Source organism: Paenibacillus sp. RU5M (genome assembly GCF_900221055.1).
GTDB classification, from domain to species: Bacteria; Bacillota; Bacilli; order Paenibacillales; family Paenibacillaceae; genus Paenibacillus; species Paenibacillus marchantiae.
Genome location: NZ_OBQM01000004.1, coordinates 413120 through 437206, shown reverse-complemented (window position 1 = coordinate 437206; position 24087 = coordinate 413120). Strand labels below are relative to the sequence as shown.

16 protein-coding genes are annotated in these 24087 nt (G+C 44.3%); all 16 read right to left on the bottom strand.

From position 1 onward, the window contains the following. Positions 1-30: 30 nt before the first annotated feature. A complete protein-coding gene (locus CRO25_RS15730; protein WP_079695644.1) occupies positions 31-2628 on the bottom strand; it encodes a hypothetical protein in 2598 nt (865 codons plus the stop codon). Between the two features lie 151 nt (positions 2629-2779). Further along, complete coding sequence (locus CRO25_RS15725) at positions 2780-5884, bottom strand: S-layer homology domain-containing protein (protein WP_079695643.1); 3105 nt, start codon at positions 5882-5884, stop codon at positions 2780-2782. A gap of 517 nt (positions 5885-6401) precedes the next feature. After that, positions 6402-6743, bottom strand: a complete 342-nt coding sequence (locus CRO25_RS15720; RefSeq protein WP_079695642.1) for a hypothetical protein — start codon at positions 6741-6743, stop codon at positions 6402-6404. Positions 6744-6946: 203 nt separating this feature from the next. After that, on the bottom strand, positions 6947-10912 hold the full coding sequence (locus CRO25_RS15715; RefSeq protein ID WP_079695641.1) for an S-layer homology domain-containing protein: 3966 nt from the start codon (positions 10910-10912) through the stop codon (positions 6947-6949). A gap of 163 nt (positions 10913-11075) precedes the next feature. Next, entirely contained in the window at positions 11076-12203 is a 1128-nt protein-coding gene (locus tag CRO25_RS15710; RefSeq protein ID WP_053782860.1) for a glycosyltransferase family 4 protein, read from the bottom strand. A gap of 373 nt (positions 12204-12576) precedes the next feature. Further along, positions 12577-13335 (bottom strand): WecB/TagA/CpsF family glycosyltransferase, encoded by a 759-nt coding sequence (locus CRO25_RS15705; protein WP_079695640.1) that lies wholly within the window; start codon positions 13333-13335, stop codon positions 12577-12579. A gap of 6 nt (positions 13336-13341) precedes the next feature. Continuing rightward, positions 13342-14496 (bottom strand): polysaccharide pyruvyl transferase CsaB, encoded by a 1155-nt coding sequence (csaB, locus tag CRO25_RS15700; protein WP_079695639.1) that lies wholly within the window; start codon positions 14494-14496, stop codon positions 13342-13344. Next, positions 14472-16493: a DUF5693 family protein gene (locus tag CRO25_RS15695; protein WP_079695638.1), complete on the bottom strand. Its 2022-nt coding sequence runs from the start codon at positions 16491-16493 to the stop codon at positions 14472-14474. Before CRO25_RS15695 ends, csaB begins: the two co-directional genes overlap by 25 nt. A gap of 239 nt (positions 16494-16732) precedes the next feature. After that, positions 16733-18454, bottom strand: a complete 1722-nt coding sequence (locus CRO25_RS15690) for a phospho-sugar mutase (RefSeq protein ID WP_079695637.1) — start codon at positions 18452-18454, stop codon at positions 16733-16735. 57 nt (positions 18455-18511) lie between these two features. Further along, complete coding sequence (gene fabZ / locus CRO25_RS15685) at positions 18512-18943, bottom strand: 3-hydroxyacyl-ACP dehydratase FabZ (protein WP_063567749.1); 432 nt, start codon at positions 18941-18943, stop codon at positions 18512-18514. Positions 18944-19432: 489 nt separating this feature from the next. After that, complete coding sequence (locus CRO25_RS15680; RefSeq protein WP_024632706.1) at positions 19433-19657, bottom strand: DNA-directed RNA polymerase subunit beta; 225 nt, start codon at positions 19655-19657, stop codon at positions 19433-19435. A 12-nt stretch (positions 19658-19669) separates the two neighbouring features. Next, positions 19670-20509: a flagellar hook-basal body protein gene (locus tag CRO25_RS15675; RefSeq protein ID WP_063567735.1), complete on the bottom strand. Its 840-nt coding sequence runs from the start codon at positions 20507-20509 to the stop codon at positions 19670-19672. A 52-nt stretch (positions 20510-20561) separates the two neighbouring features. After that, complete coding sequence (locus CRO25_RS15670) at positions 20562-21446, bottom strand: flagellar hook-basal body protein (protein ID WP_079695636.1); 885 nt, start codon at positions 21444-21446, stop codon at positions 20562-20564. 103 nt (positions 21447-21549) lie between these two features. Further along, positions 21550-22548, bottom strand: a complete 999-nt coding sequence (locus tag CRO25_RS15665) for a rod shape-determining protein (protein ID WP_063567732.1) — start codon at positions 22546-22548, stop codon at positions 21550-21552. Between the two features lie 219 nt (positions 22549-22767). Next, positions 22768-23055, bottom strand: a complete 288-nt coding sequence (gene spoIIID, locus CRO25_RS15660; RefSeq protein WP_024632710.1) for a sporulation transcriptional regulator SpoIIID — start codon at positions 23053-23055, stop codon at positions 22768-22770. A 171-nt stretch (positions 23056-23226) separates the two neighbouring features. Further along, the gene (locus CRO25_RS15655) at positions 23227-23964 is read right to left on the bottom strand and encodes a M23 family metallopeptidase (protein ID WP_063567731.1); all 738 of its coding nucleotides are present in this window, start codon (positions 23962-23964) and stop codon (positions 23227-23229) included. Positions 23965-24087 lie beyond the last annotated feature (123 nt).

Genomic DNA, 24087 nt, shown 5'->3' with positions numbered 1-24087 from the left:
GATAAATCATTAATTGTAGAAAGACTTCGTTTATCTTGAATCTACAGGTTCTTCCTTTGGAAGCTTGGTCAGATCGTATCCATAGCCTTGTTCCGCAAGACGAATACGTTGTCCCTGGAACTGGTCATATACCGCCAAACGATACGAGCCTCCACGCAGTTTCTCGAAGAAGCTGTCTTCTACACTCCAAGTGAGTGTTTGATTCGTTCCCGCTTTCAGATCGGTTCCCAAGACTAACTCTTTCTCATATGTTTTACCTGCTTGATCGGTAAGAGCCAGAATCAATTTATGTTCATTCTCGCCCATCTCGATCTCTTCATTGCGGGATAGGCTATAATTCATCTCTACCTGCACAGATGAGCTTCCCGCCAGATATGCACGTACACTACTAGCAGAGAGCGTATATGGATAGAGATCAATATTGTTCAGCGTCCCTTGAACACTGATAGAAGTTGGTGGCACTTCGAATGCTAGAGCATTCACATAGGCTGTGGCTTCCCCTTCGCCGATGACAAACTTGCTATCTGCTATGCCTTCACCCACAACCAACCGCATATCCGAGAATGTGACTGACTTCGGAACCTTAGCCCAGAATGTAATAATTGATTTCTGGCCTGGCCCAGGTGAACGCTCGGATTGTTTTGCAGTTGCTCTGTAATATTGACCGTCCGATGTTTTGAAGTAACCCACCAGTTTGCCAAGCCCACTTTGACGCAACGATTTGTTTGTCATTTCGAATTCGGTATATACGATATCAGATGAGGTTCCTGGGTAACGGATCGTTCTACGCACACCCATTTCAGTCTCTTTATCCGCAATGCCAGTTGTATAGGTCTTACCCGTTGCTACGTAGGATACAGGCTGGATCAAACCGGACGTATTTAATGTGATCCACTCATTTGTTTCTTCTTCACTAACCTTTTCAATTAAACTTACTTCCAGACGACCCATACGAAGCTCAGAAGGAATTTTGGTCAACAGATAAGCCTCCGTCGTCATACCAACCCCAAGCAGTTTTCCGCTTTGCGTATAGATTAACTTCTTATCTCCATCAATTTGAGCCGAGTCAATGGTGAACATGGCTTCGAGCTCTGGGAGCTGCACCGTTTTGTTGCCGGCATTACGAATCGTTACTTTTGCAGCCACAATGTCACTATCTGCCCAAGGTAAACGCTGTAACGATCCCAACGAAACACCAAACGTTCCTTTACTATTCTTAATGACCGTCTCTGTTGTCAAACCGTCTCCAGTAGATACAGATTGCGGAATCGCATATACGCCCACAGGATAGGAGAAAACAAAGCTACTTGTACTCGTTGGAGTCGTTGACTCCGTGTTTTCATTTTTATCCACAGGACTCATTGCGTACAGCTTAATTTTGCTTGTGTCTCCATCACCTTGTAAGGTCGCGTTGAGTTTAATCGTTTTAATATCTCCCGGATTAAGCTTTAATGCGTCCAATGCTTTGGTTTCAATCGGATAAACTGTTCCGTCAGCAGTTCGTACCTCAAATGTATATGTTGGGACTTTAACGGCTTTCTTACCTTCGTTCTTAAGTACAAATTGCATATTCAGATCATATTCACCGTCATCCATACGAACCTTTGCTGACTCAAGCAATGTAGATAATCGTTGTCCCTCAACAGATATGATATTCGGTTGATTTGCAGCCACCTCTACGTTCGTTGCTTTGCTTGCCTCAGGCAGCTGCAACGCAGCAACTGGTAAGACCGTCTTCTCTTCACCCTGCTCTTCCACGAGCAATAGTTCAGACTTTTGCAGCTTCACCGATGTGGGGATAGATGCCATCAGACTGAGTGCCTTATTAGCCTGAGCCTGAATGCTAACGCTTGTACTATCCTTGTCTGGCGTCAACGGATAATTCGTACCACTTGGTGTACGCAAAATCCATTTGATATTCGGGTTTTCAAGCAATTTGTAACTAATATTGTTTAAATTCACACCAATTTTGACATACTGATTCTTATCTTCACCTGGGAACACTTTAATGCCAGACACTTTCACCTTCATAGCAGAATCACCTAGACGAACCGTCTTCGGTTTGCCTACGGGTGTCGTAATACTATAGGATGCGGGTACATTAAACTTACCCAGCGTACGTTCATAGTTAGATTGACTGAAATCCCACTTCACAATGAGGAAGTTCAGATCACTTAGCTTCACTTCCCGACCAACCTTCATGACATAAGTCAAATCTACAGTTGATCCAGGTGCGATTGTTTTCTTCTCCTGATCCTTCGCAATCAGTTTAGGTGAGAACAGCGTACCGCCTTTGGTTTTTACCTTGCTCCAATAATCGAGCATCATCATTGGGGTATTGTCATTGTTCTTGTATGACAGGGTATACGTGACGACGTTACCATCATCCTGTGTCAAGATGTTCACATCCGTTAATCTCACGGAGCTACGTGCAGTTACTTTGACAGGAGACAAGTTACTCAGTGTATGTACGACCTTGTTCGTTGATGTTGTTTTCTTTGATGCACTGCTATTTGAACTGCTGGCAGACGTTTTATTTGTTGTGCTCGCTGCCATCGCATTGCCAGCGGTTGAACTGATCAACAACGCACTTGCGAGCAAGCTCACTAACATTTTCTTTTGATCCACTTCCAAACCTCCCATAAGTTGCTTGTTGCTATTATAGTATAAACGTTTGGAAAGGGGAGAAAGTTACGATGTTGTTGCGTTTTAAAAACAAGAAATCAAAAAGCCACACACCCTAAGGTGTATGGCTTAATTGAACTTCTAAAATGTTTTATTAGAAGCCGGATTTAATAGCTTGAACCACACCGCTCAATGAGAAAGCTTCAGCAGCGTTTTTCTCAGTGGAACTATCAGTGATTACTTTAGAAGCAGCGTTGCTGCTGTTCAATTCAACAGTTACAACAGAATCATCTGCAACAGTAGTATTAGTAGTAAATGTAACATTCAATACAGTTGGATCAGTTGTATCTTTAGCATAAGATACACCGGATACTGTTTTACCTGTTACGCTAAGTTTTACAACGTTAGTACCAGGAACAACATCAATCTCCTCATTGAACTTAACTTTAGCTACATACTCATTAGCAGCTCCACCTGCAACAAGTTGAATCTCATTATCACCGAACTTAACAGTTTCAGGTTTAATGTTGTCAATAAGATCTGCACCAACACTTACAACTGGTACATCTACTCGAACACCCAGATTGTCTTGAGTGTTAGGAGTAATAGCCACAGTCGGATTAGCAGCGCTAGGTTTCAAACCGAATTTTGCAACTGGTGCAGCATTCAATTTGGTATCTCCAGTAAGGGCAAATTTAACAACTGTATTACCATCGGAGTAAGTCGGTTGTCCATCAAGCACTACATTGTAGTTTGTAGTACCTACACGAACTGCAAAGTCGTTAGCATCTACAGTATTCAAAACACCATTGAATTTAACTGTAATTTTGTTAGTAGCAGTAGCTTTAACGGAATCATTTACCAATGATACTGCTCTACCTACTACACCGATTTCTCCACTTACATAACTGTTACCAGTGTAAGCAAAGTTTCCAGCTTGATCAGCAACTAAAGATACGCGAAGTTTAGCGTCAGCTGCATCCAGAACCTTGTCAGTATAAGGAACTGTAATTTTAACAGTTTCAGGAGTTACCAATTCTACGGTAGCATTGCTTGGCAGAGCTTCGAATGAAGTTGCTCCTGTAGTCCATTTCAATGCATACTTGGATTTCTCAAGTGCGTTACCAGTTCCTTCAGTAGCAACAGCTTTGCTGAAAGTAACGAAGAAGCTAACGTCACGTTTAGAACCATTAGTATTCTCAGTTGTACTCCAGAATCTATTCACTTCAAACGTCGACGTATTACCAATAGTAATTGCAGTAGAAGAAGGAACGATAGTGTTAGGTACATAAGCGTTATCTTGAACACCAGATACTTCTACAGTGTAATTACCTTGTGGAAGATAACCAGACAAAATAATTTGTGCTTCGTTAGTGTTAGAATCGTAAGTAATAGTTTTAACTGGGTGGCCATTACCATCCAGACCATATCCTACAACAACTTTACCATCTTTATCTTTAATTGTGTAATTAGCTTTAGTGACACCAGTAGCATTGGTAGAAGAATATACGGATTTGCCGTATTTAACTTTCAATACATGGTTACCATTATCAGTAGACACAGCAACATTGCTAACTGCTGGTTTAACAGTATCCAATGTTGGAGTAACTTTCACTTCACGAGTAGCAGTGTTTCCACTGTAATCAGTAGCACCTTCGATAACGATTGTGTTTTCACCCACGCTCAACGCATTAGCTCTTGTGAATGTAACAGTCAATTTGTTACCGGAACGTGTAACTTCACCAGTTTTAGCAGTTGTACCATTGTACACACGTGTGAAGGATCTGATTGGCTCGTTGAATTCAATTTCAACTTTTTGCAAGTCATAGGATTTGGCAGTAGTTACAGTTGGAGCTTCAGTATCAGCAGCAACAGCGAAGTCAGATTCTACTGGAACTACTTTCAGCCCTGAGAAATCTTGAACATTGCTAACTGTGAGTTTGTGATCTCCAGTTGTCAAACCAGTAGTGATGATAACACTGTCAGGGAATGCATATTCCACTGTACCAGAGATTACTTTACCATCTACTTTGTAATTAGAAGTAGTGATTGCAGAAGCACGATCAACTGGCTCAGAGAACACTACTTGGAATGCTCCTGTACCCAAACCTTTAACTTCTTTCACAGAAGGTGTAGTTACATCAACTGGTGTGAAAGTAACTTCTTGTGCAATTGTTTTGGAACCATCAGAGTTTTTGATGCCACTAACAGTCAATTTGATTGCTTTTTGGTTATCGAGTTTGTTACCACCTGTGTAGTACTCGTTATCCAAAGTCAAAACTACAGTTTTTTTGTCAGCAGACAGAACCGCAGATTTGATATCTTTGCTCAATTGATAGTTGTTAACATCTTCTGCTGTAGCAGCGTCAACATCACCATCAAAAGTTACAGTTACTTGTTTCAAGTTGTCAGCAGATACGCTTTGAACTTTAGTAGCTGCAGTTACTACATAAGTAACTTTCTCAGTGAACTCTTTATCTTTGTAAGTGAATTTCACTTCAGTTTCTTTGTTAGCTTCGAGAGCTTTATCCAAAGTTACTTTAACGGATTCACCGTCGCTGATTTTGAAAGTAACAACTTTACCAGCTTCGCTTACTTCATAAGAAGCAACTTTCAAGCTTTGAGCTTGATCAATTGCGTAAGCAGCGCCTACAAGCAATTGACGGGAAGCGTTGGATTGGAAGTTCAAGCTAGTGTCAAGCAGACCAGCGTTGATTGCTGCTTGAACATAACCTTTAGCCCAAGCTGTTGCTGTGTTGTTAGTTTCAGTAGGAACTTCGAGGTCCAAAGCGATTGTCAGAACTTTCGCCATTTCTTCGATCGTTACTTTACCGTTGAAGTCGAAGATTTTCTTCTCAACGTTTTTACCTTCCATGATGCCTGCAGCTGTTACTGCTTCGATGTAAGGAGCAGCCCAGTTTTTAGCATTGTAGTTTTTATCGTTGTAAGAATATACACCAGTGATTTCTTTCAGGCCAAGCAATTTAGTGATAACTTTTGCGAACTCAGCGCGAGTCATCTCTTTGTCCAAACCAGCTGTTCCATCTGGGTAACCAGTGAAAACACCTTTTGCTTTCAATGCATCAAACTGTTGTTGTGGCGAAACCGCTGTATCACCGAATGCTACAGATGCAAACATTGAGAATGCCATTGCTGTAGACAGAGCTACGGATAAAATTTTCTTCATAACCTTTTTTTCTCCTCCTTGGGCGTTCATAACATTTGAATTTTCTTTAATAGGGTCGCTCGTATTCCTCATATATTGTTGCACCCCCTTTCCAGAGTTGTGAGCAAGTTAATATAAATGATGTCTGTGAGCATATCACAGAAACTTGTAAACGAGAATAATGATAGATACATACGGAAATAGAGTAGTTTCCTAATCCTACCTTACGTATTATACAATGGGTCTTCCGTGCCGTAAAGCAATTTTTTCTAATAAATAGACAAGATTCTTCACGAGGTCATTCTTGGTAAGTTCCCCAATGTTTTTGACTCTACATCTTAAACGCAGCAGATTTCAAAAAGTTGCGGATTCAGCAAAAAAAGTTTTGAACTTAATTATGTATTGATGCAGTGCGGGTAAATGCGAGGTTCAAAACCTTTAGACCATCAATGATGGAACAGTCTGCATGAGATTATGTTGTGTCTGGGTTGATGGGGACGTTTATTTATACCCGATAATCTGCTGCATGAAGCGACAAATTCTTCTAAATACAAAATAAATAAAAGACATTCCATGTGGAATGCCTTTCGTAATGCTCTGGTTCTATAACTTAGCGAATTTTCATCGCAAGATCAATAATTTGAGCACGCATATTCGGATCACTATTCAATCTCAGATACATGTCGTCAATGGGTTGTCTATTTTCCCGGTATGTCTTTTCATGCTTCATCGTGGTGTGAGACCATTCAATTAAGTCATTCTCAGCCAGAACCAAATTGTTATACGCATCATGGAAGCCAGTCGCCTTGACAAGCCCTTCCATCACTTCTTGGGAAACTTCCTGCGTTTTACGTGTATCTTCTATTTTCTTCTCCAGAATGACTGCTTGTTTCTCGAACTGTGTCTTTGCCTTCATGTAGCCCAGCTGGGCTTTCGAATAAATCGGTTTCATTAGCTAACTTCACCCTCTAGATCATTGTGTATTTACCGCTATTGTATCTTAATCTCTAGCAAATTACAAAAATAGATATTGGTAAAAAACAGATTTCTTCTATTATAAAAGTGTTCTTTACCAGTTGATTTACAGTCATAAAAAGACCCGTCCCTTTAGTCCAAGGGACAGGTCTTTCAGAATTGAATAGTTTTCTATACGGATTAGCTCAAGTTTTTAGGGAACAGCTTCGTACTCTTCTTAAGTAATTCAACTGCAATTTTGGCAGCTTCTGCACGAGTCATATTACCCTTTGGATTGAACTGATATTGAGCTTTGGTTGCGCCAGGCACCGTGACCGGGCTACCTTCCATGATTTTCGCTTTGGTTATCGCGAGCACAGCAGGACGAGCATAGAATTCAATAGAGCCTGAGTCCAGGAATGACTTCCCAAGTGTATCAGCTAGTTTGCTGTCGTTCGTCGCCAATTTGGAGTTCATTGCACGAGCAATCATAACAGCCGCTTGTTCGCGTGTAATTGGCATTTCCGGTTGGAAATATCCATCACTCAACCCCGTAACGATACCTGCCCGAGCAGCTGTCTCAATAGCTTCGTAGGTCCAACGATCGGACTTGGTACTAATCGAGACGTCTTGGAACGTTTGCTGGTTAGCATAATTCAACGGAATATCCAGACCTCTAACGAGTAACGTTGCAAATTCTCCACGAGTTGTCTGGTCATCTGCTCCAAAAGAACTTGCTCTCAATGGGTTCATAATTCCTTTGGAATACAAAGCATTCAGCAAATTACGAGCCCATGGGTGGTTTGTAATATCAGGATAACTTCTGCTCAATTTCATTACTTTATAGTATCCGAATTCATCAAATGGTACCGTAATTGTGTGACCTTTTGTATCTACGACTCCCCCAATAGGAATCCACTTGCCTACATTGGTTTTATCTGAGTATCTGAAAACAGTAATGGTAGAACCTACATCGTCTACAATCGATGGATCATAAGCGATCGTCAGGCTACCTCTTTGGGATGGAGTTAGGACTCTCTCAGCAGCATATTGCGTGAAGTTCCCTTCCAGACTATAAGGAGCCAAACCATTGGTTCCTGCGCTATAACCACTTTCACCTTTATCTCCAAGTTCACCAACGCCACCGTGAATCCAGTAAATATCTGAGATTGGCGTAAAGTTGCTTGTATTAAGTGTTGAACTGAACAAACCCGTAAGTTCAGGCGATACAGTAATGAAGCTTTGTGCATTTTCACTACCTTCATCCGGAGATCCGATCCAGTTACCGTAGTCATTTTTCCTCTCTACAATCCCTTTATCCGGATCAGCTATTCCGAACAAAATCTTGTTATCTGGGTAGAACTTGGTCATATTCCTTACTGTTGTAGATTGCAGAACCGTACCTTTCGGAAGTGAAAGCTGCAGCTCTTTGTTAAATACAGTATATTTATTGGCCACTTTCGGAGCCATGTATTGTGTATCCGTTGTAATTGTAGAGGTATAGAATACATTGACTGTGTCATTAATTGTTCCACCCGGACGGGTAATTTGAATCTTGATTGCGTTATTTTTATCAGGTTTCAAACCTACGTAGTCCAGTACAAAACGATTGTTAGAATCCGTACGTTTAACAGCAGGCTGCTTATCAATCAGTACTTGAGTAGCCCCTTCTGCCTCAATATCGAATCTTACAAAGTTTTTATTAACAACAATCTTATCTCCTACGGTTGGCTGAGGAGCAAGAATGCGATAAGAAGATGGTTCACGTACAATCTCTAAGCGCTGAGTTGTTCTAGCACCTGTTCTATTAATAAGTTCGAGTGTATATACGTGCGTTCCAGGTGCATCAAATTTCAGGTTTTGAATTCTTACGAAGAACTGATTTTCATTACCTACAAAATCAAATGTAGGCATGCCATTTTCGCCTAATTTATTCGTTTGTAGTACACGATCAGTAGCTTGTGTATGGGTGAACACTAATTTGGAGCCAAAATAAACGTTAGCAATTTGTGCTCCACCGCCATTAATCACAAGATCATAATTTTCTTCACTTGTTACATATTTATCTTCTTTGAATGCAAATTCCGGCGTAACCGCGAAGATTTTCTTCAGTTCGTCCTGTGTATAACTGGTTAGAGCCTTATCAACAAAGGGTTGTCTCGAATCCTTAGGAACCAGCGTAGGCATAAAGGTGGTAACTGTTGATTGGTTCGTGTCAATAACATTGATTCTAAGCGTTGTTGTTATGGTTGTAGGCTTTTTGTTGGCATCCTCATCAATTGCACGAATCACAATCGTGTTCTCACCATATACTATTGGCCCTTCTTTCAACACTTTTAATTTAATGGAAAAATCTCCATCGCTGTTCGGGAAACCGGATGTAACCTGTGTATATTCAGTATCTTTAAGCACCTTACCATTCACTACAAGCTCGGGTTTAAAGTTACTCCCCAGCGTCTTAAAACCGATAAATTTACCTTTAACAGACATGGTCTCTTCCGTACTCTTCGAATCAAAACTATACGTCTGTCCATCTTGCAAATTCTCTACATAGATCGAACTAACGGATGAATAAGAAATCTTGACAACTTTGGGCAAGTCAGTCGGTTTACCGAAATAAAAACGAATTTGCTGTTCACCAGGAATGAATCCTGAGATTTGATATATCTGTTGCGTATCTTCTAGCTTCATGTCAAGCGTTGTTGGTACTGCAGCGATTTTCAGTTTAGTAGTTCCTGTAGGAAGGTATTCACCAAATAATTCTGCTGCATCAATTTTTTTGCTGGATTCTACCAAAATAAAGAATGTATCGCTTTTCACTCTTGATCCATCCAGTTTGGTCTTGGACTCTATCGGGCCACTTTTGTAATCCGGGAGGTAGTACATATTCAAGATATCCTGGGAACCTGGCGAATACACGTATCCTCCAGTAAATCCTGTGCTGAAGTTACCATAAGTAAGGCTGACTTTGACTTCCTGATTCTTCTTGACATCAGTCCCGCCTTCTTCTAACTCCATTTTGAAAGGTGTGTCCACTACAAAATCCACGAGTCGATATTCCAAACTAATTCCGTCTGCTCCTGCAATCGCAGTTGTTTTGGTTACGTGAAAAGTGAATGTTGTAGGTTGAGCTATATTGCTATTCGATAATGTAATCGTTCCGTTCGTTGGACTAAAATCTGAACTACTTGCTGAATAAGGCAATAATGCTTGTCCAGACAATTTGCCTTCTGTTTGTCCCACTATTGTAAAATTCGGATTTGCATCGTTTAATATGGATTGCGTCTCTGTCCCTACCGTTAAGTCGAGCTTGGTGAATGGTTGGTTTTTATCAAAATAATACACCGAACGCTCCGTTTCAATGGAGTTTGATGCACTTGATATTTTAAATTTCAACGTATTTATTCCTGCTTTAAGCTTAAGCTGCGGCAAGAAAAATGATCCATCTTGTAACATAGCCGAATCAAAAGAATCGCTACCATTTACTGTAACGGTAACCTGCGTAGCGTTTTGTACCTTACCTTGGATAGATACACGTTCCGTATTAACGACTGTCTCAGAACCTGCGTTAAGGTCGTAGGTTGCATTCCCTGTACCTCCAGAAACAACCGTGGAGATTTTGAAGTTCTCTATATATGGAGCTTGATCATACAAAACATAAAATGTATCCGAACGTTCAACAGAACCCTGTACTCCTAGGAAGGTAATCTTGTTGAATCCGGGAAACAATGTAAGGTTGTTTGCGTTAAACTTGTTGTTCCCACTGCTATCTGCAGTGACTGCAGTTGTAATGGATTTCGTTTCATCTGGAACCCACTTATTCACACTGCCTTCAGTCGTGGAATTCAGCTGTTCTACTTTTACTTTCATCGTATCCTTGGAAACAAATGCATATGAACCCGAGATACTAATGGTTGATGTTGATGTGGTATATGCGTTACTTCTGGAAAGGAATTCTTTGCCTGTCTGTCCTGAAACCAAAGACAAAATGGATGTTTCCCTTAATACCTTAATATCTGGCGTAAAGTAAGTTGAATATGCGTTAGATCCTGTACCGTCACCGTCCGCAGCCGAAGCAACGGCCCCACCGAACAGACCTTGTGGGAACAATGAGAACACCATAGCGACCAACATGATCCATGCCAACGGCCGTTTCTTTTGTTGCATTACGTATCATCTCTCCTCTTTTTAAGTCAGTTACCGTTATATATCGGCCGAAAGGTTCCAATTATTTAGTAAAAACAGCAAAATAAACAAAAAACCTTGTCCACGAGGGACAAGGTTTGGGTTGAAAGAATATTCAATAAGATCAGTAAACGAGCGTTTCTATTTAGGATTTCGAGCGGGTCTCCGGGTTCAACTTGACGCGCATACGCATCAGGAAGTTAATGACCGGCCTTCTGGTTTTGCTTACAAGTCCAATGACTTCTGCTCCAACCTGGAGGAAGAACATCATGATACAGATCACGACGAACGTTACCCAGTTGGCTTCGAACATCGCAGCGGAAGATTGGATAATCGCCAGTACACCGAAGAATGCGGCAATACCGTAGATGATCAGGACTGTTTGACGGTGACTGAATCCAAGCTCACGCAGGCAGTGATGCAAGTGACCTTTATCCGGTGAGAAAATCGGTTTCCGTTGTACCGCACGACGAATGATCGCGAAGAAGGTATCCGAGAGCGGCACACCGATAATGATCAACGGTGTAATGAAGGACACGACAGCAATTTGTTTGAATCCCAGCATGGACAGCATTGCCAGAGAGAAGCCAAGGAATAGAGATCCCGTATCCCCCATAAAGATCTTGGCTGGGTGGAAGTTGAAGAACAAGAATCCAACAATACTACCAAGCAGTACAAGACACATCAAGGCAATCATCATGTTACCCATCAGGAAGGACATCACGGCAATGGTACCAATGGCAATACCGGATACACCGGCAGCCAGACCATCTAGACCATCAATCAGGTTAATCGCGTTTGTTACACCAACGATCCAAAGAATCGTCAGTGGAATGGACACCCAAGCTTCCAGTGAGGAGTAAGCATCCTGAAAAGGAATATTTACGAAGTCTACACGGATATTGAATCCGAATACGACTACAGCAGCAGCAACAATTTGTCCGAGCAGTTTGACTTTGGCTGACAGTTCAAAACGGTCATCCAATGCACCAATCAGTACGATGATCGATCCACCAATCAGAAAAGCACTGACAAAGCTCATGTCTCTTGTCGTAAACCATGCCGATACAAAAGGAAGCAGTGCAGCAACGGTAATGACAAATGCCAGGAAAATCCCTAGACCACCAAGACGTGGCATAATCCGAGTGTGCACTTTACGAGCATTCGGCGTATCCATTGCTCCGATTCTGACTGCGAACTTTTTGACAAGTGGTGTCAGGGCAAGAGCCAGTCCCATTGACACGATAAATCCAATGATAAAGATCGCTACCATTTGAACATTCGACCCCCAATTATAATACCTGTAAGAAATTATAAATCCCCTGATCTCTTTTTATATATAAATTATTGTTCGTCACTTTTAATAAAAATACCATTTGCACCAGAACGGAGAGGACAGAAATAACCTGTAGAAGCGAAGCGTTCGCCTTTATCACGGGATTTCAACCTTACAAAGGTTGGATAAAAGAAATCCAGGGATAACAGCGATCAAAAGGTTATTCTGACATCGGAGTGGCCATGTGCAACTAAAAGTTTTTATTTGAGTGGCACACATGTAATCCGGAATGAATTATACGCTGATCACAGGCGAAATGCCAACCTCAATTTTTAGCAAAAACGTGCATTTTACGCGTAATAGCCTAATTTTAACGGACTTTAGTCACGTTTTCTTTGTCCCGCATCACTTTGACAGCGAATTTCGGAAGCGCAAGCATTCGGCCAGCCCGGCTAGGTTCCCGAAGTAGACGATAAAACCATTCCAGTCTTAACTTTTGGAACACTTTAGGTGCACGTTTGGATTTGCCCGAAATCACATCAAAACTGCCTCCAACCCCCATGGTAACGGGAACTTGAAGCGCATCTTTATACTTGTGAATCCACGGTTCCTGCGTGTCTGCCCCACGGGCAACAAACAGCAGATCAGGTGCAGCTTCACGAATTGAAGCGATAACCTGCTCGTCCTCAGCCGGACCAAAATAACCGTCGCGATAACCTACAATTCGAATCGCCGGATATTGCTCTTGTAACCGAACTGCCGTTTCTTGAATCACCTCAGGTGTGGAACCGAGCAGATACACGCCCCACCGATAGTTTTCTCCAACACGCAGCAATTCATGTAAAAGATCAAATCCAGGCACCCGCTCTGCCACAGGCTCCCCACAATAATTGGCAGCCCATACAACACCTGTTCCATCGGGAACAATCATTTCTGCAGATTGCATAACCTTCATCATCGCTGGATTCTCCAGCGCGGCCATGACCATGATGGGATTGGCTGTGATGACTTGGTGCGGCTGCTTCGTGAGCACAGCTTCGCGAAGAACGTCCACCGTTTCTTTCATCGTTAGTTTGGAAAAAGGAATACCATAGATTAAAACGGTAGGTATTGGTCCGGTCTGATTCATCTTATTTCACCCTTTGCGGCCTAAATATTTAATAATTTGCTGAGCAGGCACTTTGGCTTCCTGCTTCAATTCGGTAATGCCTTCTTCATGTTCCTTCAGCCACTGTGAACGCTGATCCAACAGGTTAGCCACTGTCTTCGCCAGTTTATCCCCATCCAGCGCATCCGTACTGCCCACGGTTTCACTATCCAGACGCAGCATGAACTGATCAATCTTCGGATCATACGAGATACCAACGGGTGGAACATACTGTGATGCTGCATAGATCAGACTGTGCAGACGCATGCCGATAACGACATCACAATTGCTGACTTCCTGAAGCATCAGCTGCGGATCAGTGAGATCCTTGGTAATACTTACTTCGCTACCTTTGTTACCGAGGTCACCGAGCATTTCCATGACAAAACGGGAAGCCTGCTCATCAATCGGTAAGTGAAATGGCATAAAGCGCAAGTGAACGGCTTTTTTGGAGCAAAGCTTCTTCAGTCCAGCAGCAATCGCTGTAAGCTCTTTACGATCCGACTCCCAAAAACGTACCGAAACGCCGATCACAGGGAGTTTGGTATGAACGCTTGCTCCTTGAGCATTAACCGCGACTGAACTTACTTCTTCCGCTTTGGCTTCAGGCAACGGCAGACCCATCACCGGGTCAGGAACCACATGAATCTGATTCCACTGCAATCCGAGCCCGCGCAAATATTCAGCAGATTGTTCATCACGCACAGATACATAATTACAGGCTTTGAAGACCGAACGAATCATCGGATTGAACATTTTGCGATTTACAGGTCCAATGCCCTGCGCATAGATAAATGTTGGTTTTTTCAACCATTGGGCCAGTTTGATGACACCCAGGTAGTAAGGGATGGATTTCAGTCCAGTTGCATCCTGCAGCAGACTTCCTCCTCCACTTATTAAACCATCACTTTCCTTGATCGCTTCGCGAACTTCCTTCAACTTCATCCGATGTACTGAACGTACACCATACATTGAAGTGGTCCACTCCGGATCACCGGAGAGCACAATCGGCTCAATCGTGACATTCGATCTGTGACTCTCCTCTTCCAGCGCAGTCAAAATTGACTTTAGTACCGCTTCGTCTCCACTGTTGTGGAATCCGTAATATCCTGAGATGACTAACTTTTGAGAAGTGGTGACCATTTTTTCCAACATCCTTCCGCTACTTGCCACACACCCACAGCAACGATACCGAAGATTAAGCCAAGTCCCAATCCCATCACTCCACGAATGAGTGACAATACAGCTGGCGTATGGATATGCGCGAACGTATCCACCATGGACAATTGTCCAATTGCTGCAATAATGAGCACAAAGATGACTTTACGATATTTTAAAGCGGCGAACACGCCAACGATAAACAGCGGGTGTCCCAGCATAAATTCTTTGAATCTTGGTCGCACGCCGAACGTGTCTTCCAACACCACACGCAGGAACATCTCGAATGGCGTAACCGAACCCGAGTTGCCTGTACGACTCAAATAGTAATACCCAACAACGGCAGCAACAAGTGCCAATACAACCATCACAACGGTGATCGGAGTACGAAGCAGGTTCTTAATTTGCTTAATGGAGAACGTACCCGAACCACGGTAAAACACAATATATATCGCTACCAGCGCCATAGGTGCAAAGTGCAACAGGCTAACGCCTCGGAACTGGTTGATAACCAGACTGTACGTAATGCTGTTCAGCAATGCGATGACAAAAGGCACCGCCAGGAACGACAGAATCGATGTTCTTACATATAAGAATAACGTTTGTGCCAGTCGACGACCCGCAGGCTCGTCTGGCTGACGCTGTTGCTGATAGTTCACTGTACGAACCGCCAGCACCATCGCAATGGTTGGCGCACTAATGGCTACCAGTAATGCAATTCCTTGCTCCAGCAACGTCGGTTTGAGCAAGAATAACCCGGCACTACCCACCAGAGCCAGTGCAAATATAAGCAATGTCAGCAGTGGTACAAAATAAGAAACCATAAGCGAAATCATTGCGATTGCACCAATCAGGGCAACCAGCTTGGCATAACGCTGAATGGAAGAATCTTTAACCGTGAACGCTTCAGCTTGTCCCAGTTCAAAGCCGTGTTTACCCATACGTTCAATCGCATGACCAGGCTCACCCAAACTGTTGATCAGATTGTCAATCGGATTGGTGATCATGGCTTTGGCTGTATTCCGACTTGGCGAAGCATTCATATAAATCATACGAATGTTGCGGTCTTTGGTAGCCAAAACAAAACGGTCAGCAATGGTGTCTACATCCAGATTGGCATCCCCGTCACTTAAGGAGTACAGACGAGTTACATTGTAGTCAATTTTATAGGAGAGAGTCTCAAAACCGGATTGTGGTTTCTTCAAATTCTCAATAGCCGCCAGTCCAATATGGTGCTTGTTCAGCAACTGGGCAAACATATCGATACTCTTCATCTCTGCATTATCATTGTACCCTTTCACAGCATCACCATCAAACAAGATGCGCTTTACCCCATTCTCTTCGAAGAAGGTAAGCAGGCGTTCCATGGATTCCTGATTATAAGGCACACTGTCTGAGATCCGTGGCAAAATGTAAAATCCTTTATCACGCAGCATCTTCACGGCAACCGGATCTGGTTGCAAAGGCTGCATGTTGGCATTCTCCGGTGGAGTCTGCAATATTAAGCCGCTACGACCTTCATATTCCCATGGAAGCACAGGAATCTCCCGATCGGCGAACGTTTGTTCAATGATAGGGGTATACGTTTGTGCATTTTCCTCGTTTGTGAACAGCACATACGTGTAATTATCGTTAGCAGGAATGACATTTTTGGTCATGTTCGCAAGATCCTGCCCGTTATATACCATCAGACGGCGGGACTTCTTCAACTCATCCAGTGTACTTTCGAACACCGCCATGGTTGTCACTCCGGCGTCTTTCAACCGAGTCAGTTGTTCATTCATAAAGTCTTGCGGATGGGCCTGATAAGCCGAGATATCCAATAGACCCCGGTAATTGAAGACAAGCTCCACCTTTTTGGCGGAAGATTCCGTCTGCACCCGATCACTGATGACAGGGATGGAAGCAATCAAACCGATAATGACAACAATCCACAGCCACTTCCGTGAAGCGGTATTCCAATAAAGCCATTTTTGACGCACTACATGTACCTCCTCAAGTGTTGGAACCAAATGCACGTTCAGCTCATGATTTTCATTGCAAAATAGTGAATAAATACCGGATACAAACAGCTTGTGTCAACAAACGTGCATCTATCCGCAATTCATCCAAAATAGACGTAGGAATTCACCCTTTTTACCTAAAAGAAAAGCCCCTCCGCCAACCAACCTTACGGTGCGGAGAGGCTTTCTCATGTTCTTGCTCAGTACTGCATACGTATTTATTGTGCGTCTACACGCGTCATCACCGTAGTAGCCAAACGCTCAATACGGCTTTCGGCGTCTTCCAGGTTCTCTCCGCGCACAGCGAAGTATACTTTGATCTTCGGTTCTGTTCCCGAAGGACGCAGGCAGAACCATGATCCGTCTGCCAAAATAAATTTCAGAACGTTCTCTTTCGGCAAGCCATCCAAGCCAAGGGAGTAATCCAGCACATCTTGTACAGCGATGCCGGCTACTTCTTGTGGCGGATTAGAACGCCAGTCGGTCATTTTCGCCTGAATTTGAGCTACGCCATCCTTGCCTTTCAGCGTACGGGACTCCAGCTTCTCCAGAAAATATCCAAATTGGCTGTACAGCTCTTGCAGGACATCATAGAGTGTTTTGCCTTGGTTTTTATAATAAGCAGCTGCTTCAGCAATCAGCATTGCAGCCAGGACTGCATCCTTGTCACGTGCGTAGCTGCCTGCCAGGTAGCCGTAGCTCTCCTCATAACCGAATAAGAACGTATGACTGCCGTTTGCTTCGAACTGGTTCATTTTTTCACCGATATATTTAAAGCCTGTCAGGGTGTTCATCACTTCTGCACCGTAATGCTCAGCAATGACCGCTCCCATCTCGCTTGTTACAATCGTTTTGACAACTGCACTATTCTTCGGCAGCTTACCTGTCTCTTGCAAACGACTCAACACATAATGCACCATGATCGCTCCGGATTGGTTACCCGACAGTACGAAATACTTACCATCCTTGTCTTTCACTACTGCACCCATGCGGTCTGCATCCGGATCTGTACCGATCAGAATGTCCGCACCCACAGATTCACCCAGCTTCATTGCAAGCGTAAATGCTTCGCGCTCTTCAGGGTTAGGGGATTTTACTGTGGAAAATTCAGCATCAGGCTGTTCTTGTTCTGCGACAATGTGAACCTGCTCAAAACCGATCTGTTCCAACACACGACGTACAGGCACATTACCTGTTCCGTGCAGTGGAGTGAAGACGATTTTGAAATCAAGGCCGACGCCGGATTGAATCAGGTCACGACTGAGACTTAGGCTGGCAACGGTATCAACAAATGCCTGATCCTCCTCTTCCCCAAGCCATACGAGCAACCCTTGAGCTTCGGCTTCTTCCTGCGTCAGCTTTTTCACATCCGCGAGGGAAGGAACTTCCTGAATGTATTGAATGACTTTCTCTGCTTCGTGTGGTACCAGTTGGCCACCCTCATGGTTGTACACTTTGTAGCCATTGTATTCAGGAGGATTATGACTCGCCGTCACCACAATACCGCCGGTTGCTTGCAGATGACGTACACTGAAGGAAAGCTGAGGCGTAGGACGCAGGGATGTAAACAACTTAGCCACAATGCCATTTCCAGCCAGAACCAGGGCAGCATCCAGTGTGAACTCAGGTGAGAAATGACGGGAATCATGTGCGATCACTACAGAAGGCTTACCTTTTTTGTCGCCATGCTGCTCCAGCAAATAACGGGCAAACCCTTGCGTTGCACGACCCACGGTATAACGGTTCATCCGGTTGCTTCCCGCTCCGATCACACCACGCAATCCACCTGTACCAAACTCCAGATTTCTGTAGAAACGATCCTCCAGCTCTTTCGGCTGATCCTGCAAATCACGAAGCTCCTGTTTCGTCACTTCATCAATCGAAGCATCCTCCAACCACTGCTGCAATGTTTGTGCTGCTGTTGTGCTTAACTGTTCCATTCCTGCAAACCCCTTCCTTCTATATAAAATTCAATTAAATGCTGAACTATACAATCCTTAGCTTGGGTCAGACAGTGCGAACATGATTTCGCCTTCAGCTACCACTTTGTCGCCTACTTTGGCTGTAGCCTTGCCTTTACCAATTGAACCTTTGAGACGCGTAATCTCCACTTCCAGCATCAACGTATCTCCAGGCACAACTTGTCCACGGAATCGGAAATTGTCCAGTCCCGCCAAAAAGCCGATTTTGCCTTTGTTGCCTTCCAAATTAAGAATGGCTACTGCACCGACCTGTGCCAGAGCTTCTGTAATCAACACACCCGGCATTACCGGATACTCTGGAAAATGACCAATGAAGAAAGGTTCATTAATGGTTACATTTTTCAAACCAACAGCACGTTTGCCATCCTCTAACTCTACAATCTTGTCCACCAGCAGAAACGGGGGACGGTGTGGAATAATCTCTTGGATCTGTTTGATATCGAGCACAGTATAATCTCCTCTCGGGATGTTTATATGAGAATCCTCCATCATAAAGTTCTCATGTGCGCACAGGTGGCCGTTACGGTTACGGATCGTTCTTTCGATCGCTGTTGTTTCCGAATGTTTCTGAACTATTTTCAGATGGATAACATTCGGAAACAAAGGCGAACGCTTCGCTTCTTTCAAACGATTCCGTTCCCTCCACTGACTTTAGTCCGGACATGGGAAATCTGATTATGATCAAGTCGGGCCTCATATAAAAGGTTTTTAATTTTAATGTTGTATGAAAAGCATATTTTCGGTTAACACTAGTTATATCCTTCATGACTGCAGTAGTGAAGGTTGAGATAAGGGGTCTCTCTTCGCGATGACGAATGTCTTTCGCAGGGGAGGCCTCTTTTGACGTCAAACGTCAAACGTCATCCATCATTATACTGTTTTCAACGCCAAAAAGAAAACTCCTGCCTGCGCAGGAGTTTTGCATATATCGTTCATCTACGGAGCGAACACCAAATCATATACATGTTCCCATGTACTCCACTGCAATACGGAACCGATATCCTGTTTGCCCAGTACCACGTAGCCAGCCACCAATCCGCCAGCGAGGGCAAGAACAAGCAGGACCGGAACCAAAAACCATCTTGCGATGCGCCATCCACTCTTCTTCTTCTTGACTTTCGTCTTATCCGGCTTACTGTTCTGCTGCTGTGTATCTGTCATCACATTCACCTTTTATGCTCTCATATTGTTGGCAAGACCCGCCATGGAATCACTGGATGTCAGCGCACGTGCCGCCAGTTGGTAAGTCCGCTGTCCTTGCATCAACAAAGCCATCTCTTGTGTCAAATCCACGTTGGATTGTTCAATGTAGCCTGCACGAATCATAGCTGTTGCTTCACGTGTAGCTGCATTAGCTCCAAATACATCATCCTCGGTCAGACCCGCATCCAGACCAAACAGATTATCCGCATACTGCACAAGCCCTTCCGGGCGCTCGATATCTACGAGTTGCAATTGGGCTCCAATCGTTGCATTGGCTTCATTGCCACGACGGATCAACAGATTGCCTTTTTCATCAAATGCAACCTTGCTGTTATTCGGTGCCGTAATGCGATTACCTTGACGATCCAATGCAAAGTGGCCTTCGCCATTGACCAATACCATCATGTCTGGCGCATTGGGATTCGTTTTGGGTCTTGTATCAGGGACAAAATGGAATGAACCCTGACGCGTCCACATTTTCTCACCATTTGCTTCAACGGCAAACATCGCATTGCCTTCAATCGCCAGATCGGTAGGACTACCTGTCTCATTGAGCGTACCCTGACTCATATCCTTTGTCACATCAGCCAAACGTACACCAAACCCGAGGTTGTATCCCATCGGGGTCGAGCGTCCATCCAGCTTGTACTTGTCCGGTTGCTGCTGCACACGTGTCAGTACATCTTCGAAGGCTGCTTGCTTACTCTTATAGCCTGCCGTATTCACGTTGGCAATATTATCGGAAATGACATCCAGACGCTGCTGTATTCCGGTCATGGAGACCATTGCACTAATCATGGAATTATTCATTCGGTGGTTACCCTCCCTGTTTCCCTGCGCAATCTATATTCAAACGCCAGCGTTATACACGCCCAACTTCATTGACGGCTTTATCCAGACTGCGGTCGTAGAATTGTACGACCTTCTGGTTCGCTTCATATGCACGGAATGCTGCGTTCATATCTACAGTTGCCTGTGATGCATCCACATTCGAACCTTCCAGGTAGCCTTGAAGGATCTGCACATTATCACCGGCAGCCATCATCCGAGCGGTTGCTCCATTCTGATCATTCAGGCTGAAATTACCATCGCCTTGACGTACCAGTTGGTTGGGTTGATCGATGACGCTGATTCCCAATGTGACTCCTGTGGGTGCACCCGTCTCTGCATTGACGAGACGACCTTGCTCATCCACTTTAAATTGGTCTACCGAGCCTGTCAATATAACAGGTTGTCCATTATTATCCAGAACTTGTGAACCTGTTGAGCTGAGCAGCTGTCCAGTTCCGGTAACCTCGAAGTGACCATCACGTGTATATCTTGTGTTGCCTTCTGCATCCTGTACTGTAAAATACGCCTGAGGTTGGTAAGTTACCGTGCCATCAGCTCGTACAAATTTGCCTGAACCGTCAAACGGGACAGGTTGTCCTGTCTGTGGATCATTCACGGCCAGATTGGACGAAATGGCAAAATCACTCTTTTGCCCACTTTCCATAATGGCTCCCTGCAAATTCATGGACAAACTTTCTTCCGCGAACACACCTGTGTTCAGCTTGCCCAGCCGCTTTGTCGGAAGATTGGCATCTCCGCCTACCAAAGTAATGAGCATTTCCGGGAAAGAACGGCTTACGCTGTTCACTTGTTTATATCCCGTTGTGTTCATATTTACGATGTTCTGCGTTGCGGTGTCATGGCGGCGTTGTTGCGTAATCATTCCCGCGGTAGCGGTGTACAGACCTCTTAACATGTATTAACCCCTCTCCTCAAGCGCTTGTCCTGCATTACAGGATGGCTGCTTGTCCGTTCTGCTTCCCGAGCTTGGGCGAACCTTTGCTTTTTATATCGGCAGATTAGAACTTTTTCTTAACCACTTGATCCAAATTATTCAGCATAATGCCAGTTCCCTTCACGACACAATGCATCGGATCCTCTGCAACCCATACCGGTACATGCAATTCATTGGACAACAGTTCGTCCAGTCCGTTCAGCAAAGCGCCTCCACCTGTCAACACGACACCTCGGTCAATAATGTCTGCCGCTAATTCTGGTGGCGTCCGCTCCAATACCGACTTGGCTGCCACGATGATGGATTGCACGGAATCCCATAGCGCCTCTTGCACTTCATTTCCCGACACCGTTACGGTAACAGGCAAACCGGATACCATATCACGACCGCGAATGTCCATCTCTGTTTGACGACCACCCGGATGCACGGAACCAATCGCAATCTTGAGATCTTCGGCTGTACGTTCACCGATCATGAGCTTGTATTTGGCTTTGATAAACTTGGTAATCGCTTCGTCGAACTTGTCCCCTGCGACTTTAATAGAAGAGGCGGTGACTACGTCGCCCATAGACAGGACTGCAACGTCAGTCGTTCCGCCGCCGATATCCACGACCATATTGCCGCTCGGCTGAAAAATATCCATCCCCGCACCGATCGCTGCCGCTTTCGGCTCTTCTTCCAGAAATACTTCTTTGGCACCGCTGCGCTCAGCAGCTTCACGGATAGCCTTCTGCTCCACGGAAGTAATGTTGGTTGGTGCACAGATCAGAATACGCGGGTGGCTGTACCAGCTTCTTGCCCCCACACGATTAATGAAATGTCTAAGCATAGCTTCCGTAATCTCGAAGTCCGCAATAACACCGTCACGCAGCGGTCTAATGGCAACAATGTTACCTGGAGTACGCCCCACCATACGACGCGCTTCTTCCCCAACAGCAAGGACCCGCTTCGTATCGCTTTCAATGGTCACGACGGAAGGTTCATCGAGGACAACCCCACTTCCTTTCACGTGAATAAGCACGTTTGCCGTGCCAAGATCAATACCGATATCCTTGCTAAACATAAAAGAGCCCCCAAAGTGATATTATTTGGTCAGCGTATCCTGTGAAAAAGAGTCCCTTATCACGTCACCGCTCGTTCGACAAAGTGCAACATATATATGTAAAAATCGGGCTGATAAGATGTCATAATTCGATCCTGTACCAGCTTTTAACATATCATACTTCAGGGGAGGGATTCAATGCATGTGTGAGCTTTTTGGCCTACGTCTTTCCGCAGGTCTCTACGATTTAGCGGAAGCCAGCACCTCGCGTTTTTTACCGCTTGTTTTTTTGTATTTAATTTTGGTCGCTTCACCGCCCCGCAAATGACGGATGGACTTGTGATACTCCAGAATGTGTTTCACCTGGTCAGCAAGATCAGGGTTAATTTCCGGCAGACGCTCCGTCAGATCCTTATGCACAGTACTCTTTGACACGCCGAATTCCTTGGCTATGGTACGGACCGTATTCCTCGTCTCAACAATGCAGCGACCAATTTTTATGGTCCGTTCCTTGATGTAATCGTGCACGCTCCCGCCTCCCTACTGTGTGGATAGTTTGGTACATTATATGAGGAGCATGCCTATATATTCGCGGTTTAAAGGTGTGACAAGCTTCGAAGGTCCCATTATTTTCTGAAAAGCACAAAAAGAGCAGAGGAGAATTCCCTCTGCCCGTCATGTTGCTGCGGTAAAAATCATTTATTTTTCCGGAAGATATCCTTGCGGGTTAACCGGTTGTCCGTCTTCGTAAACTTCAAAGTGAAGGTGGTTGCCCAGCGTTTTTTCCAGTTCATTAACGCCAGCCGATGCAATTGCATCTCCTTGCTTCACTTCATCATCCTGTTTCACTTTGACGTCAGCCAGGCTTTGGTATACGGTTTTGAGGTTATCACTGTGTGTGATTTCCACAACTTGACCTGTCAGCGGGTTTTGTTCAACCCGGGTAACTTTTCCACCGAGTGCTGCTTTGACTTCGAACGTTTTGTTATCCCCACGTGCCAGATCTACACCCGTGTTCGGAATAAATGTGTCATTGTACTGCACCATCGCTGCTTCATGTTCCTCAGTTGAAGCTTCGTTGTCATAGAAAGGTTTTACTACCGAAATTTCGGACGGAACCGCTACCGGCCATACAAAATTCTCCGACTTTGCAACAACTTCCACACTTTCCTGTTCTCCGTTAACCGCTGTTCCTTCTGTACCCGATGCGCCCGTTTCTACTACCCCACTTGTAGGGTCCGAGTTCAGCGTTTTGTCGCCTGTGCCCTGATAGACCCACACTAAGGTTAGTATAATGCCTGCTGCTGCGATGTAGGCTGCCGGGAAGACCCAACGTTTGGACATTGCTCTTTTCCATGAAGAGGGCTGGCTAGCCGGTACTCCTTGAGTTGTTTTAGGAGTTTCTTCTTGGCCTGTTTTTTTGTTTTGTTCATTCATCTTAATCACCTCAGTAACAAGTGTTACCGGGTGCAACTCTTTTATACACGCGCGACTCTAATTATTTTCACAGAACTTTCAAAGAGTGCTATATAAGTTAGGAGATGAGCTCAGTTTGTGCGC